The sequence below is a fragment of the Daejeonella sp. genome, assembly GCF_036405355.1.
GTDB lineage: Bacteria > Bacteroidota > Bacteroidia > Sphingobacteriales > Sphingobacteriaceae > Daejeonella.
In genome coordinates this window covers 21589-39819 of sequence record NZ_DASWXT010000138.1, presented here as the reverse complement: position 1 = coordinate 39819, position 18231 = coordinate 21589, and the positions used below count along the sequence as shown (strand labels likewise).

Annotated in this window: 15 protein-coding genes; 7 read left to right on the top strand and 8 right to left on the bottom strand. The window is 39.0% G+C overall.

Annotated elements, in window-relative coordinates; translation table 11 throughout:
* Positions 1–30: 30 nt before the first annotated feature.
* A complete protein-coding gene (locus tag VGE44_RS17200; protein ID WP_331081467.1) occupies positions 31–732 on the bottom strand; it encodes an SDR family oxidoreductase in 702 nt (233 codons plus the stop codon).
* Positions 733–879: 147 nt separating this feature from the next.
* On the opposite strand from VGE44_RS17200, the gene VGE44_RS17195 reads away from it, so the two are divergent.
* The 5 genes from VGE44_RS17195 to msrA all read left to right on the top strand — a co-directional run bounded on the left by VGE44_RS17195 (position 880) and on the right by msrA (position 5115).
* Positions 880–1614, top strand: a complete 735-nt coding sequence (locus tag VGE44_RS17195) for an ABC transporter permease (RefSeq protein WP_331081465.1) — start codon at positions 880–882, stop codon at positions 1612–1614.
* Positions 1611–2360 carry an ABC transporter ATP-binding protein gene (locus VGE44_RS17190; protein ID WP_331081463.1) on the top strand — a complete coding sequence of 250 codons (750 nt, stop codon included), beginning with the start codon at positions 1611–1613 and terminating at the stop codon, positions 2358–2360. The genes VGE44_RS17195 and VGE44_RS17190 overlap by 4 nt, the downstream gene beginning before the upstream one ends.
* A gap of 42 nt (positions 2361–2402) precedes the next feature.
* Positions 2403–3287 (top strand): class I SAM-dependent methyltransferase, encoded by an 885-nt coding sequence (locus VGE44_RS17185; protein WP_331081461.1) that lies wholly within the window; start codon positions 2403–2405, stop codon positions 3285–3287.
* 132 nt (positions 3288–3419) lie between these two features.
* Positions 3420–4490 carry a hypothetical protein gene (locus VGE44_RS17180; RefSeq protein WP_331081459.1) on the top strand — a complete coding sequence of 357 codons (1071 nt, stop codon included), beginning with the start codon at positions 3420–3422 and terminating at the stop codon, positions 4488–4490.
* Positions 4491–4587: 97 nt separating this feature from the next.
* Entirely contained in the window at positions 4588–5115 is a 528-nt protein-coding gene (gene msrA, locus VGE44_RS17175) for a peptide-methionine (S)-S-oxide reductase MsrA (protein WP_331081457.1), read from the top strand.
* 45 nt (positions 5116–5160) lie between these two features.
* Here msrA and VGE44_RS17170 read toward each other — a convergent pair whose 3' ends face one another.
* From VGE44_RS17170 to VGE44_RS17145, 6 genes are all read right to left on the bottom strand, one after another.
* A complete protein-coding gene (locus VGE44_RS17170; RefSeq protein WP_331081454.1) occupies positions 5161–5346 on the bottom strand; it encodes a DUF2892 domain-containing protein in 186 nt (61 codons plus the stop codon).
* A 3-nt stretch (positions 5347–5349) separates the two neighbouring features.
* Positions 5350–5661: a hypothetical protein gene (locus VGE44_RS17165; RefSeq protein ID WP_331081452.1), complete on the bottom strand. Its 312-nt coding sequence runs from the start codon at positions 5659–5661 to the stop codon at positions 5350–5352.
* Positions 5658–8891, bottom strand: a complete 3234-nt coding sequence (locus tag VGE44_RS17160) for an efflux RND transporter permease subunit (RefSeq protein WP_331081450.1) — start codon at positions 8889–8891, stop codon at positions 5658–5660. The genes VGE44_RS17165 and VGE44_RS17160 overlap by 4 nt, the downstream gene beginning before the upstream one ends.
* A 57-nt stretch (positions 8892–8948) precedes the next feature.
* Positions 8949–10040, bottom strand: a complete 1092-nt coding sequence (locus VGE44_RS17155) for an efflux RND transporter periplasmic adaptor subunit (protein WP_331081448.1) — start codon at positions 10038–10040, stop codon at positions 8949–8951.
* A gap of 91 nt (positions 10041–10131) precedes the next feature.
* Positions 10132–11445 carry a TolC family protein gene (locus tag VGE44_RS17150; protein ID WP_331081446.1) on the bottom strand — a complete coding sequence of 438 codons (1314 nt, stop codon included), beginning with the start codon at positions 11443–11445 and terminating at the stop codon, positions 10132–10134.
* Positions 11446–11671: 226 nt separating this feature from the next.
* Positions 11672–14557, bottom strand: a complete 2886-nt coding sequence (locus tag VGE44_RS17145) for a DNA gyrase/topoisomerase IV subunit A (RefSeq protein ID WP_331081444.1) — start codon at positions 14555–14557, stop codon at positions 11672–11674.
* Between the two features lie 252 nt (positions 14558–14809).
* Here VGE44_RS17145 and VGE44_RS17140 point away from each other — a divergent pair, with 252 nt between their 5' ends.
* Both VGE44_RS17140 and VGE44_RS17135 read left to right on the top strand, forming a co-directional pair.
* Positions 14810–15448: a sigma-70 family RNA polymerase sigma factor gene (locus tag VGE44_RS17140; protein WP_331081442.1), complete on the top strand. Its 639-nt coding sequence runs from the start codon at positions 14810–14812 to the stop codon at positions 15446–15448.
* Complete coding sequence (locus VGE44_RS17135) at positions 15396–16646, top strand: outer membrane beta-barrel protein (RefSeq protein ID WP_331081440.1); 1251 nt, start codon at positions 15396–15398, stop codon at positions 16644–16646. Before VGE44_RS17140 ends, VGE44_RS17135 begins: the two co-directional genes overlap by 53 nt.
* 9 nt (positions 16647–16655) lie before the next feature.
* On the opposite strand, the gene VGE44_RS17130 is transcribed toward VGE44_RS17135, so the two are convergent.
* Positions 16656–18230: an OmpA family protein gene (locus VGE44_RS17130; RefSeq protein ID WP_331081438.1), complete on the bottom strand. Its 1575-nt coding sequence runs from the start codon at positions 18228–18230 to the stop codon at positions 16656–16658.
* Position 18231: the final 1 nt, after the last annotated feature.

The following is an 18231-nucleotide window of genomic DNA, read 5'->3' as shown; positions in this document are numbered from 1 at the left end:
ATCGGTAAATGAAGACAAAATAATATAAAATCAAACTTTGCCATATAGAGGCCTGATTATAATCTCATCAATATTTGCGCCGGGGCTCATTTGAAGACAGTTCATAATTGATTTTGCGATATCCTCAGATAAAATAAACCAATCTGATGGGAGGCTCGTTCCTGACCATGAATCTGTCAGTGTGGATCCCGGCAGAACTGCAGTCACCTTTACTCCTGCAGGTCTCAGCTCTTCCCTCAAAGCCTTTGTAAGTCCAAGGAGTGCCGTTTTACTGATACTGTATGACCCGGCTCTGGCAACAGGCTCTAAACTTGCAATTGAGCAGATATTTATGATATGTCCCTTTTCCTGGCCAATCATTTTGGCGGCAAAGAACTTGCTTAAAAAGTGAGGGGCAAAAACGTTGACCTGCATTTGCCGTTCCAGACATCTTTGATCCTCATCCATGAGTCCGGATGGAATATACAGGCCAGCATTATTAATCAGAACATCCACATGGCCTAAACTCTTTTCAGCAAATTCAGCGAATCCCCTCACATCTGAGCTTTCTTCCATATCTGCCCGCATCCCGAAAAACTGTAGACGGGGATAGTTTTTCCTGAGTTCATCCAGAAGGGCCTGAACCTCCATTTCATCTCTGGCACAAAATATGATATTATAATTATTTGCCGCGAGTTCCATAACAATGGCCCTGCCCATTCCCTTTGTTGCACCGGTTACAATTGCATTCATGGATTAAAATTAACAAAATCAATGATGGAGCAGTATTTAATTTAAGGCATAATCTCATTTGATTACCTTTGTTTAATTATACTTCTGTCTCCGGCAGTGATAATTTTATATTAATATTGTATAATTAGTAAAACAAACAATTTTCAAATGATATTTCACCCCTTAGGTAAATATATATTATTGTTAAAAGCAGTATTCCGCCGGCCGGAAAAATGGAATATTTACCGGAAGGAAATTTTCCACGAAATGGTATCTATTGGTGTTGGCTCTTTGGGTATCATCGCCATCATCTCTGTGTTTTTGGGTGCTGTAACTACCGTTCAGACCGCGTTCCAGCTTGTCAGTGATTTCATTCCGAAATCTGTGATAGGTATGATCCTTCGGGATTCATCCATTCTGGAATTAAGTCCAACTATTTCTGCAGTTGTGCTGGCAGGTAAGGTTGGATCGAGTGTTGCCTCTCAAATCGGGACTATGCGCGTAACCGAGCAGATTGATGCGCTTGAAATCATGGGAATAAATTCACCTGGTTATCTGATTCTACCTAAAATCATTGCTGCAATTACTACTATTCCCTTGCTGGTAATCATCTCAATTGGTTTAAGTATAACAGGAGGTTTTTTTGCCGGCACGGCATCAGGAGCCGTTACCCAACAGGATTTTATTACCGGACTTACTACTGATTTCAACTCCTTTACTCTTACTGTGTGCATGGTTAAGGCCGTAATCTTTGCATTTATAATCACTTCAGTATCAGCCTATCAGGGATTTTACACCAGTGGTGGTGCTCTTGAGGTTGGGCAGTCAAGTACCAAAGCAGTAGTAATCAGCTGTATTGCTATTCTGTTTTCTGATTATGTTATCGCCCAGTTAATGTTATGATAGAGATTAAAAACATTCATAAAACTTTTGGCGAAAACCACGTCCTTCAGGGTATTTCAGCAGAGTTTGCAGAAGGAAAATGTAATTTGATTATTGGAGGATCCGGCTCAGGTAAAACCACTTTATTGAAATGCATGGTGGGGCTGCATGAGCCTGAGGAAGGTTCTGTAATCTATGATGGGCGTGATTTTACCCGAATGAACTTTGCTACAAGAATTGAAATTCGTACCGAAATCGGGATGCTTTTTCAGGGATCTGCGTTATTCGATTCCATGAATGTAGAAGATAATATCATTTTTCCAATCAACATGTTTACGAATCAAAGCCACAAAGAAAAACTTGATCGTGCCAATTTCTGTTTGGAAAGAGTAAATCTTGCCGGAAAGAATAAATTATTCCCTGCTGAGCTTTCAGGAGGAATGAAAAAAAGAGTAGGTATTGCAAGAGCAATAGCAATGAATCCCAAATACCTGTTTGTAGATGAACCCAATTCCGGACTTGATCCTAAAACAGCTATCGTAATTGATGATCTTATTCAGGAGCTTACAACGGAGTATAACACAACAACCATTGTTGTTACCCACGATATGAACTCGGTGATGGGTATCGGAGAAAATATCATTTTCCTGCATGAAGGAAAAAAATGGTGGGAAGGTACAAATAAGGAAATTTCATCGACCGATAACAAAGAATTGAACGAATTTGTTTTTGCCAGTAAATTCATGCAGGCATTACAGAAGAAATAAAGAACACATTACTCTCCATTAAGTGAGTAAAATAGTATAAGAATGATTCAACTGTTAAGTCCGCAAAACTGGAAAGATTACGAACTGATTGATTGTGGCAATTTTGAAAAGCTGGAACGCTTCGGAAATGTAATCCTGATCCGTCCGGAACCTCAAGCTGTCTGGGGGAAAAAGTATCCTGAAAGTGAGTGGACCAAACAACATCATATTCGCTTTAAGGGCCGTTCAGCAACTTCAGGAGAGTGGATTAAAAAAGATCAGAAAACACCCGACAGATGGCATATCACTTATAAAAATGAGGATATCAAACTGCAGTTCAGGTTGGCCCTCACCTCATTTAAGCATCTGGGTATATTTCCTGAACAGGCTGTTAACTGGGATTACATCATTAAAAACGTTAAGAAATTCAAAACTGCGCAGCCAAAAGTATTAAACCTTTTTGCTTATACGGGAGGTGCTTCTCTTGCTGCCAGGGCCGCGGGTGCCGAAACGACACATGTTGATTCAATCAAACAGGTAGTAAGCTGGGCGAATGAAAATCAAACACTATCCGGACTTGAAAACATTCGCTGGACAGTTGAAGATGCCTTGAAATTTGTAAAACGTGAAGTCAAGAGAGGGCGTAAGTATAACGGAATCATTCTGGATCCTCCTGCCTACGGACATGGGCCAAATGGAGAAAAATGGAAACTGGAAGATAATATCAGGGAAATGATGGATGATGTGGTGAAATTACTGGATGAGGATGAACATTTTTTAATTCTGAACACCTATTCTCTTGGTTTTTCATCTGTGATTGTCGAAAATCTGATTCTATCTTCTTTTCCCGAAGTTCAAAACCTGGAAACAGGAGAGCTTTACCTTCAGGCAAGTTCAGGTTACAAATTACCATTGGGTGTATTTGGAAAATTCTGTAAATTTTATTGAAAATTATTCGTGTACAATACAGGCAACAATTAATTTGATTCTCCGGAACGCTCTTAAAATTCAAAATACTTTCAACAAATAAATTAGGCATTATTAGCACATCATCTCAAAAACAGAATATAAACTCAATCTATGAAAACCGGAAAACTAAGCATAAGCAGTCTTTCAATTTTATTCCTCATTATTTTTTTCACAAACTGCAGTGAATCAAAAAGTAAGACAGATACTAAATCTGCGCTAAAAACCGAGTCAGGCGCTAAGCCTGAAGGTGAAGAATCCGAAGAAGAATCAACAGCGGAAAATATTGATTATGAACCAATTGACACTGCTCTTTACAACAAGAAGCTTAAGGAACTCGCAAATGGCGATACTACCGGAAAATGGCCGGTTAAAAAGCAGCCTTATCCACTTCCGGGTGCAATACTGCCTTTTAAAAGAGTAGTAACCTATTATGGGAACCTCTACTCCAAAAAAATGGGTGCTTTGGGCGAGTATGCTCCAAAAGAGATGTTGAGAATGCTTTATGCAGAGGTTGCAAAATGGGAGAAAATTGATCCTAAAACACCGGTACAACCAGCCCTGCATTATATTGCGGTAGTTGCAGCAGGTGATCCCGGAAAAGATGGTAAATACAGAAACCGTATGCCTGATAAGCAGATCGATTCAGTATTAACTATTTCCAGAATGAAGAAAGACATGATTGTATTCCTTGACATACAGGTAGCCTTAAGTACGATCAGGGAAGAACTTCCGCGTCTTGAAAAATATTTAATGATGCCAAATGTACACCTTGGAATTGATCCTGAATTCTCAATGAAAGGTGGAGTTCTGCCAGGCAGAAAGATTGGCACTTATGATGCTTCAGAGATCAATTATGTATCAGATTATCTGGCAAAATTGGTGAGAACCCATAATCTGCCTCCTAAAATCTTTGTCATACACCGCTTCACGAAAAAAATGGTCACAAATTATCAGAACATCAAGCTGAGACCTGAAACACAAATCGTTATGCACATGGATGGATGGGGTGAACCAGAACTTAAAATGGGAACACATCGCCACTTTATATATTCTGAACCGGTACAGTTTACAGGTTTTAAAATTTTCTATAAAAATGATCTGAAAAAAGCTCCAAACCGTTTAATGACTCCTCAGGATCTGATGAAACTTAAACCACAACCAAGCTATATTCAGTATCAGTAAAGACAAAATACACAATAGATAAAAGAGGGTTTTACCCTCTTTTATTCTTTACAGGGCTATTATAATTCTTTCATAATAAATTCTCACATTTAGTGATATGGAACAGGCAATTTTTGGCGGCGGATGCTTTTGGTGCACAGAAGCCATCTTTCAGAATTTAAAAGGAGTTACAAAGGTAGTATCGGGTTATATGGGAGGGCATAAACCAAACCCCAGCTATGAGGATATCTGCAAGGGGGATACGGGACATGCAGAAATCATCCGAATTGAATTTAACCCGGAAGAAATCTCTTTTGAGGATCTTTTGCTCGTATTCTTCAAGACTCATGATCCTACTACCCTGAATATGCAGGGAAATGACGTTGGCAATCAATATCGTTCAGTTGTATTCTACGAAAATCAGGAACAGAAACTTGCCGCTGAAAATATGATCGATCAGCTGGAAAAAGAAATGGTGTTTGAACGGCCAATCGTTACTGAGGTAACACCGGTTTCAATATTTTATTCTGCAGAAGATTATCACCAGGACTATTATAACAATAATGCGAATAAGGCCTATTGCGTCCATGTTATTCAACCGAAGCTGCATAAGTTTATCAGAGAATTCAGGGAAAAATTAAAATAATATTAAGGCTGACAGGGTTTGGAACCCTGTCAGCCTTTTATCAGCTTATTCTTTAACACCCAATTTAGTAAGAATATCATCCATAAGACACCATTTTGTCATGGAAGACTGTAATAAATTAGCTCCCACAAAAGCTGTAAACCAGAGAAAGTTGATGTTAACATAAACAGCTAAAAGTAAGCTAAGCAAAATAAAGCTGCCAGCAATTGCTCTTACAATGCGATTTTTCATTTATTATAAATTATTTGACTTTTCAATATTTAAAACTGCAATGTGAATACGGGACTCATTCCCCTGTTTAGAATTGTATACGTCCGTGAGATTGAAAAATGATTCAACTATCTCCTTATTTACAAAGGCATAGAATAAAATTGATTCATTTTCATTCATCTCAGAGGCAAACCAGTTAAGTCCAACCTCATCGCCTGAATTATCCTGAAATCCTGTTACTTCTCTGTATGAGAAGTTTTTAACTCCAGCTGCCCTGAGCATCTTCAGTATATCTTTTTTGTACTCTCTTATCGCAGTAATTACCAATAATTTCATATCTCTTCTGATTTAATAGTTTCTCCATTGTCGGGCAATTTACTTTCCCATTTTTTTCTCTCAGTAATGTAATAGATCAGGGGCACCACGACCAGGGTTAGCAGGGTTGAAACAATTGCACCTGCCACGAGCGAAATTGCAAGTCCCTGAAATATCGGATCGAACAAAATTATGGATGCACCAATCACAACAGCGCCTGTTGTTAAGAGGATCGGAGTAGTTCTCACAGCACCCGCTTCAACGATTGCCTGCTTTAATGGAACCCCGTCATTCAGACGAATTTCAATAAAGTCAATCAGCAATACTGAGTTGCGAACCATAACTCCTGCTAATGCGATCATTCCTATGAAAGAAGTAGCTGTAAAGAAGGCTCCCAACATCCAATGCCCGAGTACAATACCAATCAGCGACAATGGAATCGCCATCATCATGACCATTGGGGTTTTAAAATTCTGGAACCAGCCAACAATCAACATATAAATAATGATTATAACCACTAAAAATGCTGCACCAAGATCCCGGAATACCTCTAGTGTGACCTGCCATTCACCATCCCACTTTACTGTAAAATTGCTTTCATCAGCAGGCTGTTCCATATATAACTCATTCACTTTATATCCCTTTGGCAATTTGATTTTCTGAAGTTTTTCATTCATACCAAGAATAGCATAAACCGGGCTTTCTAAAGCACCTGCCATATCAGCAGTCACATAAACCACACGCTTTTGATCCTTACGGTAAATAGTTTTGTTCAATGTATCACGCACTACCTTAACCAGATCACTTACCGGAATCATATTCCCATGAGAACCTTTTACCTTAAGGCTGGTAATATCCTGTAAATCTGACTTTTCCGAATCATCCAGAGATAATACGATACCAACCTGATCATTTGAATTTTCATCATATAAATGAGAAACCGGATACTCTTTAAGCAAATAGGTCAAATTACCCACTATCTGCTGGGAGGCTACTCCATTCAGCATAGCCTTTTCTTTATCAACCTCCAGGCGGTACTCCGTTTGAGCATCTTCAACCATCCAGTCGATATCAACAATATCTGAAGTTTGTTCCAGAATAGTTTTTACCTGCTTCGCAACCTTAATTTGCTCCTGATAATCAGGACCATATATCTCGGCAACAAGTGTAGATAATACCGGAGGACCAGGCGGAACTTCAATGATCTTTACATTTGCACCGTACTTTTTGGCTATCTTTTGAATCTCAGGACGGACCTCCTTCGCGATATCATGACTTTGCTGATCTCTCTCCTCTTTATGTAACAGATTTACCTGAATATCCGCCATATTGCTTCCACCTCTAAGATCGTAATGGCGAACTAATCCATTGAAGGTAATGGGTGCAGATGTTCCAATATAATTCTGATAGTTAACAACCTGCGGTTTTTGAGAAAGATACTGTGCAATTTCCTTAGTTACCGCAGCGGTTCTTTCCAGGGTTGTCCCTTCAGGCATATCAATCACTACCTGAAACTCATTCTTATTATCAAATGGAAGCATCTTCACTATTACTGATTTGGTGAAGAACATCATCACCGACCCAATCAACAATAAGAAAGTAATACCCAGCATCCAGCGACGCTTTGGAGAACTTTCAAGTAAAGGGCGCTCAATCTTATCGTAAACTCTATAAATCAAACTGGTTTCCAGTCCCTGCTCTTCCTTATGCTTTTGCTCATCTTTCTCTTTCAATAAATGATAACCCAGGTATGGAGTAATTGTGAGGGCTACAAAGAGAGATAAAATCATCGCGATAGATGCCCCAATTGGCATAGGACTCATATATGGCCCCATCATTCCGGAGACAAAAGCCATAGGCAAAATCGCTGCAATGACAGTAAATGTTGCTAAAATAGTTGGGTTTCCAACTTCGTTTATTGCAAAAATGGCCGCTTGTTTAAACGGAAGACGTTTCATCTTAAAGTGCCTGTGCATATTCTCGGCGATGATGATACTATCATCCACAACAATACCTACCACAAATACTAATGCAAATAATGTTATACGGTTTAGCGTATAATCAAGGACATAATAACTGAACAGGGTCAATGCAAACGTCAATGGTACTGAGAAAAACACGACTAATCCACCTCTCCATCCCATAGCAAGCATAACCAGGAAAGTTACCGCAACAATTGCAATACCAAGGTGGAGCAGGAGCTCTCCTACTTTATCGGACGCAGTCTCACCATAGTTCCTGGTCACTTCAACATGAACTTCATCAGGAATGATATTTTGCTTCAAATGATCCACCTTCTCCAGAATCTTTTCAGATATTTTCATTGCGTCAGCACCCTTAACTTTACCGATAGAAATTGTTACTGCAGGATATTCTGAATTAGATTTAGAATAGCTTTCATTAGACTTTCCGTACCCAAAAGAGACATAGCTGCCTGGGCTTGATGGGCCGTCCTGAACTGATGCAACCTGCTTCAGATAAACAGGCATATTATTATTTACTCCAATTACAAGATTCTCAACATCTTCAGAATTAGTCAAAAACTGTCCCGTAGACACTAAAAATTCCTGATCATTATTAGAGAAGCTCCCTGATTGAGAACTTGCATTATTCGACTGAATCATTTGCATGATTCCAAGCGGATCAACACCGCTCTCAGCCATTTTATCTTTATCTAAAACAACTTTTACTTCACGTTTGCGGCCTCCAATCTCTTTTGTCGCTGCTACATCTTTAATTTTTTCGATTTCAGAGGTTACTTCTTCTGCAATTTGTCTAATCTGAAATTCATCATATTTCTCACTCCATAATGTCAGTCCCAGCATTGGAACATCATCTATAGAGCGGGTCTTTACGATTGGCTTATAAACTCCTGCCGGAAATAAATCCTCATGCTTATTTAATTCATCATAAAGTTTAACATACGAACGCTCTACATCTTCACCCACAAAAAATTGCACAATCATCATTGCCTGGCCATTCATTGCCATACTATGAACGTGCTCAACACCCTTGATGTTGGAAATAATCTTTTCCAGTGGTTTAACTACACGGCTTTCGATCTCTGACGGACTTGCTCCCGGATACCCGACCATCACATCAGCCATCGGTACATTGATTTGAGGTTCCTCTTCTCTGGGAATAAGAAACGAACTGTAGACACCGATAATCATCAGCACCGACATCAATAAAATTGTAAGTTTAGAGTTTATGAAAAAATGGGCTATTTTTCCTGATATACCTTCTTGCATGATACTTTAGTTATATTCTCTATCGCTAAATGGATAAAAAATGCTTGAAACTGTAATTTATTGTTGGATACTAACTTTCGCTCCGTTATACAATTTGCCCTCTGCAGAGACTACATATTGTTCAGAAGCAGATAATCCAGATAAAACCTCAACCTGATCACCAAATGTTTTACCTGTCTTGATCCATCTCAGAATTGCAGTATTTACATTTCCTATAGTATATACTCCTTTAAGCTGACCCTGCTTTACCAATGCAGCAACAGGAATCAAAACCTTATCTGAAGATTCAGTAGAGGCTGGTTCACTTTTAACAGGGAAATGAACATTAACAAACATGCCTGATAGAATAGACTTATCAATTTTATCAAGATCAACCTTCACCAGATACTGTCCACCGGTATTTTTTGCCGAGACACTCACCTCGGAAACCTTACCATTAACCTCCTTATTAATTGATTTTATAAGAACCTCAGCAGGCATTCCTTTTGTAATACTTGAGATCTGATTTTCTGAGACCATCGCAGTTACCTGTAATCGGGATACCCCCTCCATACTCAAAAGAGGCATTCCCGGATTAGCCATATCACCCTCTTTAATAAAAGTATTGGTAATTACTCCAGTGAAAGGAGCCGTAAGATTTGAATATGAGAACTGCGCCATCACCTCCTTCTTCATTTGCTTTGCGCCATCCAGTGCGGCTTTTGCCATCTCATATCGGGCAGTAATATCATCCAGCTCCTTTTGGGAAGCACTTGCATCCTTAAATAAATTCACAAATCTGTCGTAATCCTTCCTGGCACTGTTATATGCAGTTGTCGCTTGCAGAATCCCTGCATCTACCTGTGCTCTTTTTGCTGTTAGATCAGAGCTGTTTATGCTGATTAGCAATTGCCCTTGTTTAACTTGCTGACCAACCTTTACATGAATTTTAGTAATATAACCCATCATTCTCGTACTGATATTCGCACTGTTCTCTGCCTCAATCTTTCCACTTGCACTGATAAAATCGGTATTCTGTATTGAAGAAGAGCCGGCCAGCTTTACCGCCACCGTAGGAACGTCTATAACTGTTTCTTTCTTACTTTCACCGCAGGAAGCTAAAAATGAGAGTGCTCCTAGAATTACTATTGGTATTAATATCTTTTTCATCCGTTTATTGTTTGTTAATGGTGATGAAGCAATCATGATTTAATAATCATACCCCTGCGGGTTTTGGCAAAATCATGATAGTTTCATTTTATTACTTAGTTAAAAAGCTTAAATATTGTTGAGTGAAATTGTATTCAAATACTGCCTGAAGGTATTCAAGCTCTTTCTGAAACATCTGAGTCTCTGAACCAAGCAGATCGCTGGTCTTTTCGAGCCCCTGTTTAAACCGGTTATTGTGTATCCGGTAAGCCTCCTGAGATTGCTCAAGCGCTAATTTCGACAGGCTTACTTTAAGGCCTGCGTCGTTAAGCTGCCGGCTGGTTTTATTGAGTTCCATTTGACTTTGGGCCTTATACTGATTGGTTTCAGCTTCAGATTTTTGATAATCTGCTAAAGCTTTTTGTCTCTTTCCAATAGACTTATAACCATCAAATACATTCCATGACAATTGTACACCCAACAGATAACCCTTGGCCCGGGCACCAAATACTTTATTATCATACATTTCGTATGTTCCAAAAGCATTCAACCTCGGCAAAAAGGTCATTTTTGAGGATTTCAACAAGGCATGATAAGCTTCGGTTGATTTTGTCATAGCCATGATATCTTTACGACTTTCTGATAAACCGATACCGCTTTCATTTATTGAAATAGAATTTTCAAGTTCTTCAACAGGACGATATACTTTACCGTTCATATCCTCCTGCATTAGAAATGCCAAATAATCTGATGCATTCCGGGTATTGCTTTTTGCCAGTTGAACCTGATTTTTAATCTCGTTCACACGTACTTTTACAGAAAGGACATCAGTCATTTGAAGCATACCCTGATTAAAGTAGCTTTCAATTAATTTAAGATTGGCTCCGGCCGTCAATTCTGCTTTTCTGAGAACATCAACTGCTTTGTAGGCTAATTGCAATTGCATGAATGCCTTAACTGACTCCAATTCAAGATATTCCTTTGAACGTTCAGACTGCAAATGAATAGCCTCCATTTTAGATTTTGCAGCCTGCCTTCCATATACACCATCCAGATTAAGTAGGGGTTGCAGAATTTGAAATTTAGTTGCGAAATTGCTCGTAACATCAGGGTTATTCAATAAAGCCGGATTAAAATCTGATGCCGTTAAAATTTCCTGATTTAATTTCGAACCAAAAGCAATCAAAGGATTGGTACTTGATGTTCCTGTATGCGAGAGAGAAACATCGGGCAAAAACAGTGAATTTGATTGCTTGAAATCAGCCTGAGCCGACTTATAATCCTGATCCTGAATTTGCAATTGAAGGTTCCTTTCAGATACTTTCGCCCAAATATCTTTCCTGGAAAGTGAAATTGTATCCTGGCTGAATACCTCTGCCGAAAGTGAAATAAGGCCGGCAAAAATGACAATCGCTATGCTCTTCATATAAAATTGTTTAAAATTTTATACAAAGGTATTTCACCTAAAATCTACTGATGGTAACAAATATCACAATTGTCACAAACGTGTTTCAAGTCATGAAAAGCAAATGAAAGTATCAGCTAACCAGGCAGATATCTGAAATTATTTTGGAAAAGAGCTTTATAGTCTATTAGAAAATTCAATTCAGGAATAAATTCTGTTGCCAGAATTAGCTTTTGAGTCAGTCTGATCAAAACAATCCCAATTGCCCTTTATCATCAATATCCAGATCCTCCGGATTGGTGATTTCAAAATCAATTTTCTTTGCAGGCTTTATTTCTTCTTTTGGAGGTTCCTCAGAAACTATTGTTACATCCTGATCCTCAGCAATATTATCCTCAACAATCTCTTCAATACCATTGGATTCATCCAAAGATTCAGTTTTTGACAAAGGCTCTTCAACTATGATTTCAGCACCCTGTGTCGGCTCTATTTCAGCATCAATATCCCTGGCCTGTGAAGAAACTGGGGTGGCCGTATGGACTCCCGGCTCATCTCTTTCATTATCGTCGGGTTCAGAATCCGCCGCTAGAATCTCTTCATCTTCTTCATCAATAAGTGAAGGGATAAGCTGGATATCTTTCACTTCATGAGGGCTGAGCCTGTTACCCATAGCCTTCATTCCCTTAACTTCAATTGCTTCACTCAGATCAATCTCAGATTCCTCAGCAATTTTAGTTTTACCCTTCAATACTTCCAGTTTGATCTTTGGTCTGACATGGCCTGAGATCAGAATAAGTTTTGATCCTGATTCTTCGCTGATGACACTGGTTTTCTTGCCGATAGTAGCGTTTTCAAAAACAAATCGCTTGAGATAATGTGCACCGGATTTACCTTCAATATAGATCATGGTGAACACCTTTTCCGGATTAAACTTCTCAATCAGCAGCAGGCGATCATCAAAGTGATTACTCAGATCAAAACTACTCAACTCATAAACACCCTGCGGATTTAGCGTCAGAATTCTATCATCTCCATCAAATTCTCCAAGATATTTGCCCCTTCCATCCACATTCAGTCGTTTTAGAATTTCATCATACCATATCTTACGTCCTGATAAAGTGGAGATACCCTTGCTCTTCAGCACGACCTTCTTCACAGGATATTTTGTTACAATATTGCCCATTGAACTCCTGCCTTTAATCACCTGATCAGCAAAGTCAATATCGAACTGCAGTTTTTTCAGTTTGGAATGAGGTTTAAGCTGAACATTAATTATTTCAGCCTCACCGTTAGGGTTTGCTGTAAAATATAACACTTTTGATCCCTTGCTTCCCTTGGTCAGGTCGTACTCCTTATCACGGGTAACACCCAGTACAGAGAACCGTTTTATATAGGATGTACCACTTTCCCCATCCCTGTAAATCAGGTTGTATACTGTACGCTCATCATTCTTTTTAAACACCTGGGCGTGGACTATCCCCTTCCCTGCAAAGGTTTTTTCGGCGACCTTTGAAACAATGAACTTTCCATCCTCTCTGAAAACGATTACCTCATCCAGATCAGAGCAATCACAAACAAATTCATCTTTACGAAGTCCGGTTCCGATGAAACCATCTTCGCGGTTCATATATAATTTAACATTGGCTAAGGCCACTTTGGAAGCCTCCACCCGATCGAAAGCCCTTATTTCTGTCTTGCGCTCCCTGCCAGCACCATATTTACTCTTTAATTTTTCAAACCAGGCAATGGCATAATCTGTCAGATGTTTGAGGTGTTTATTAACTTCCTTAATATCACTTTCCAAAGCCAATAACTGCTCGTCAGATTTCTTAAGGTCAAAGCGGGTAATACTGCTCATCGGTTTATCGATCAGCTTTTTATAATCTTCAGGAAGAATCTCCCTGTATAATTGGGAGAAAAACGGACTGAATAATTTATTTAAAACTTCAACTACAGCTTCAAAATTACCGGAACCTTCATATTCAGGATTCTTGTACATTCCTTCCTGAATAAATATTTTGAGTAATGAACTGAAAAAGATCTTTTCCTTGAGTTCTGCAAGCTTAATTTCAAGCTCCAGTTTAAGAAGACCTTTGGTGTGCTGGGTACTCTCAATGAGGATATCATTCACACTCATGAAATAGGGCTTATCACCCTTAATGATACAGGTATTGGGAGAGATAGAAACCTCACAATCTGTAAAAGCATAAAGTGCATCGATCGTCACATCAGGTGAGATCCCCGGTGCGAGATGAATAATGATCTCAACATCTTTGGCTGTATTATCCTCGATCTTTTTGATCTTGATTTTGCCCTTATCATTTGCCGAGATCACACTGTCAATCAGTCCGCCGGTAGTTGTAGTATAAGGAATCTCGGTAATAGCCAGAGTCTTCTTATCCCTTTCAATAATTTTAGCCCTGACCCTGATTCTGCCACCCCGCATCCCTTCATTGTAATTACTGAAATCAGCCATTCCCCCCATCTGAAAATCAGGAAGAAGATCAGGACGATTACCTTTCAGAACCTCAATCGAAGCGTCGATCAGTTCCACAAAATTATGAGGCATTATTTTAGTCGCGAGACCAACTGCAATACCATCTGCCCCCTGAGCAAGAAGCAAAGGAAATTTTACAGGAAGAGTAACAGGTTCACGGTTACGTCCATCGTAACTGCTTTGCCATTCGGTGGTATCGGGATTAAATACTACCTCATTTGCAAATTTAGAAAGCCGGGCTTCGATATAACGTGGTGCAGCTGCGGAGTCGCCTGTTATAGGATCTCCCCAGTTACCCTGAGTATCAATCAGCAAATTCTTTTGGCCGATCTGAACCATTGCATCTCCGATTGAAGCATCTCCATGCGGATGATACTTCATCGTATTACCGATTACGTTGGCAGCCTTATTAAAGCGTCCGTCGTCCATCTCCTTAAGAGAATGTAAAATACGACGCTGAACAGGCTTTAAACCATCATGAATATGAGGTACTGCGCGATCCAGAATAACATAGGATGCATAATCTAAAAACCAATTTTCATATAAACCGGAAAGCGATGTTACATTATGTAAAGCTTTTTCTTCGCCTGCCGTATTGTTGTTTTCGCTGTCTGTGTTTTCTATTTCTTCACTCATCCTTAAATATGAAATTCTATTGTGGTAAATATAAGTTATCGGATGAAATTGCAAGCGCTAAGTTTTAAACAGCTCTTAGTTAAATTTAATAATTGATGAATAATTAAATTAATGCTTCTGCAAACTGTTTTAATAGCAATCAAGTAATTAATTAGATTTATTTCATTGACATTCAATATTTTACATTTAAATTCACTAGTAAAAGCAACCATTTAAATCCTTTCACCGTGTATATCACAAATAGCTATTAAATTGAGTAATTCGATCGAACAATTACCTCATCAGCTTCGCGAAGATTGCATACGCGGAATAGCAGGTAGTCAGAAAAAATTGTATTACAATTTTTATGGCTTTGCTATGGGGATTTGTTTGAGATATGCCCGCGACAGAGATGAAGCGGTTCAAATATTGAATGATGGTTTTTATAAAGTTTTAACTCGTCTCGACCGGTATGATCCGTCGAAGCCATTTTTACCATGGCTTTCCCGTATAATGACCAATACGGCGATCGACCATTACCGTGCTGAGCTGAAGCATCCCATTACCAGTGACCTTGCCGAGCTGGAAATTCAGGGTAAAGAGACTGATATCCAAAGTAAGCTTAATTATGATGATCTGATCAAATTAGTACAAGCCTTACCCCCGGGTTACCGGACAGTGTTCAACTTATTTGCGATTGATGGTTATACACATGAAGAAATAGCTGAACAGCTTGGTATTTCGGTGGGAACATCCAAATCAAATTTATTTAAAGCAAGGCAAAAGCTAAGAGCAATGCTTGAAGAGAATGATAAAAAAACAGAAATAAACACAGGACAGAATACAGCAATAATTTTCAATGAGCAATTTGAGCCCAAACAAGACAGACAAATTTTTCAGGCAGGCGCTTAAGTCAACTCCGGAGCTTTCTCCTGCAGAGAAAGACTGGAAAGAAATGGAGCGTCTTCTGAAAGGCAAGCCAAATAATCGGCCTGTCATTGGCTGGTTTTACTGGCCGGCTGGAATAGCTGCAGGATTACTTATTTTCCTGTCAGTATGGCTTTCCCCTGAACCTGAAATCCCTTTGGCTGATGTTGAAAAGGCCAAAAACAACCAGATTGAAACCCAAAATAAAGAGAATACAACGCTGAATACTGAAAATGAAACTACCAGTCCTGCGGCCTTTCTGCCTGATCCTGTAATTCCTGATGAAAGAAAGACTTCCGGCCTGAACACAGACATTGTGAAACAGGAAAGCGAAAAACCTGTAGAAGATTTTATAGAACCTGCCTTATTTACAAATATTAATTCAGAAGACAGAAATCAACTCCAGCCTTTAAATAAGGCTCTTTCTCAGGAGTTCAGAAATATAAGCCCCCTCCCATCCGGCGATCTTAAAGCAGTCAATACATTTTCATTAAAATCTGACAAAAGTCCTGCTATTGACAGTATCACCAGGAAACCGGAACGCAGCAATAAAAACCAAACAGGCAGACTCACTTTGAGCATGGCTTTTACCACCGACATGAATTCTGTAAATGGGATTGGAAACAGCAAAGCTGGAATTAGTAGCGGCTTTGGAATTAACTATAGAATTTCGAAAGGTATATCTGCCGGTACCGGTATCTACTATTCACAAAAGGAATATACCTCCGATAAATATTCATATTATACAACAGAAAAGCCATTCTCAACCTGGGCTAGTTATTCAAGACAGATTGATGCAGATTGCAGTGTGATAGATATTCCACTGAATATGAATGTGCTGCTAAGTAAAACCAAAAAGACAGGAATTATAGCATCTGCGGGCTTATCCTCCTACATTATGTTGTCTGAGAAATATAATTTTATCTATAATTCTACCCCGTCTTACCCTTCTGCCGGAAGGAAATACAAAATCAATAATGCAAACCAACACATTATGAGTATTGTTAATCTATCTATAGGTATTGAAAAGCCTATTGACAATCAAAGCAGCATAGTGATTCAGCCTTATGCTAAATTACCATTGTCAGGAATCGGACAGGGTGAAACTGAATTGAAATCTTTTGGAATTGGATTCCAGCTAAATTATTCGATGAAGAAGAAGAATAAATTCTTCAACAGGTAATCTGAATAATTATTTCTTCTTTATAAATACCAGTTCTACACGACGATTTAACTGACGACCCCTGTCGGTACTGTTATCTGCAACCGGCAATGTATATGATTTACTGAGAGCAGGTATACTGATTTTCTCTCCAAGCATTTCACTAACAGCATTAATGATAGCTTTATTTCTACGATCTGAAAGTGCATAATTGTATTCCAGACTTCCGTAGTTATCCGTGTGACCAGAGATACTAATCGAATACTGATTTCTTACTTGTTTGTACTTATTGATGGCAGTCCGGAGCTTGACCATTTCTTCCTCTGTAATATCCGATTTATCAAAATCAAACAGGATCACAACATTGGGCATTTCAAATTCCGGTTCTGTTAGTACCACTTTCTTTTGTGCAGGCGAGGCTACGTCAACAGGCTTCGGAGCCGGCAATGATCTTTGCTTAGGTTGAACAGGCGGAGCAGCGGCAGGAGCGGGTTGAGAAACAGGTTCAGGTGTTTGTTGTACTGCGGCAACTGTCTGCTCAGCCGGCTTAGTAATTTCCTTCTTATAATTTGCAGGCAGGATCTCTTCAAGCGTTTTTCCCTGTAAGATCAAATTGGGATCAATCACTTTGCTCAGATCAGGATAATCGACAAAGCCTGGCTGTTGAATATCCTTTTTCGATGTCAAACTGCGATCTTCTATAAACACCCCCGAATCATAGATATTATCGGCAACATCAGCGATCACGATCTTAAGATGATACTTCTTGTAAGGAGTAACATAGCTTTGAGCAACCAGTTTTTTTGTGATTCCATCGTAACGCAGATTACGGTAAAGATTTGGATCAAGAGTCTTCAATAATTCCGGGTCAGCCTGAATTACTGTCTGATCACCCGGTACAGGGCCGCTCATTGTAAAGATCGAACCAATACCTCTTAATACTCTGCCCGGTAATGTTCCCCTATAGGTTGATTTTAATGGCTCCTGTCTTTTGATTGTAACCTGCTTGTATAAGTTATTATCAATAAAATGATCCTGATTTAGTTTAAAGTTTACTGTATTTATACTGACAGGCACACCGGTTCCGGGTATCAAAGCGATATTCTTAGTACTGCTTTCATCAGAAACAATAAAAGCAAAAACATCATTATAAGGCGAATCTACATACTCAGGATATTCATCAGAACCAAACTGATAATTAAACTGTATACTGTTATCCATTGGTACAAAATCAAATTCAATACTGCAGATGTCAAATAACTTACCGCTTACTATTGCCGACAGATCCGGATCTGTTTGAGGGGATAAAATATCTCCGAAAGTTGAACTTTGATTATGGGAATTATTATATCCGGCAACATTGAATGAGTTTCCGGTTGAAAGGATTAAGCCCTTTTGTACCTGCAAAATATTACCCGCGCTGGTATAAGACAAGGTGGATAGCGGATAACCCTTAAATTTAATATTCCCGATTATAACTCCTTGTCCGCTGAAATTCTTTTTTACCCATTCATCCACCTTAATGGACGATAATCTGATTTGGGTGAAACTATCAGCAGCTGAAAATAACACTGCAAAAAGCAGAAATAGATATTTCTTCATCATT

Coding starts and splice junctions, on each gene's coding strand:
- VGE44_RS17150 (WP_331081446.1), bottom strand. CDS start 11,445: ATGAAGAGCATAGCGATTGTCATTTTTGCCGGCCTTATTTCACTTTCG.
- VGE44_RS17200 (WP_331081467.1), bottom strand. CDS start 732: ATGAATGCAATTGTAACCGGTGCAACAAAGGGAATGGGCAGGGCCATT.
- VGE44_RS17165 (WP_331081452.1), bottom strand. CDS start 5,661: ATGAAATTATTGGTAATTACTGCGATAAGAGAGTACAAAAAAGATATA.
- VGE44_RS17130 (WP_331081438.1), bottom strand. CDS start 18,230: ATGATGAAGAAATATCTATTTCTGCTTTTTGCAGTGTTATTTTCAGCT.
- VGE44_RS17190 (WP_331081463.1), top strand. CDS start 1,611: ATGATAGAGATTAAAAACATTCATAAAACTTTTGGCGAAAACCACGTC.
- VGE44_RS17170 (WP_331081454.1), bottom strand. CDS start 5,346: ATGAAAAATCGCATTGTAAGAGCAATTGCTGGCAGCTTTATTTTGCTT.
- VGE44_RS17195 (WP_331081465.1), top strand. CDS start 880: ATGATATTTCACCCCTTAGGTAAATATATATTATTGTTAAAAGCAGTA.
- VGE44_RS17180 (WP_331081459.1), top strand. CDS start 3,420: ATGAAAACCGGAAAACTAAGCATAAGCAGTCTTTCAATTTTATTCCTC.
- VGE44_RS17145 (WP_331081444.1), bottom strand. CDS start 14,557: ATGAGTGAAGAAATAGAAAACACAGACAGCGAAAACAACAATACGGCA.
- VGE44_RS17135 (WP_331081440.1), top strand. CDS start 15,396: ATGAGCAATTTGAGCCCAAACAAGACAGACAAATTTTTCAGGCAGGCG.
- msrA (WP_331081457.1), top strand. CDS start 4,588: ATGGAACAGGCAATTTTTGGCGGCGGATGCTTTTGGTGCACAGAAGCC.
- VGE44_RS17160 (WP_331081450.1), bottom strand. CDS start 8,891: ATGCAAGAAGGTATATCAGGAAAAATAGCCCATTTTTTCATAAACTCT.
- VGE44_RS17155 (WP_331081448.1), bottom strand. CDS start 10,040: ATGAAAAAGATATTAATACCAATAGTAATTCTAGGAGCACTCTCATTT.
- VGE44_RS17185 (WP_331081461.1), top strand. CDS start 2,403: ATGATTCAACTGTTAAGTCCGCAAAACTGGAAAGATTACGAACTGATT.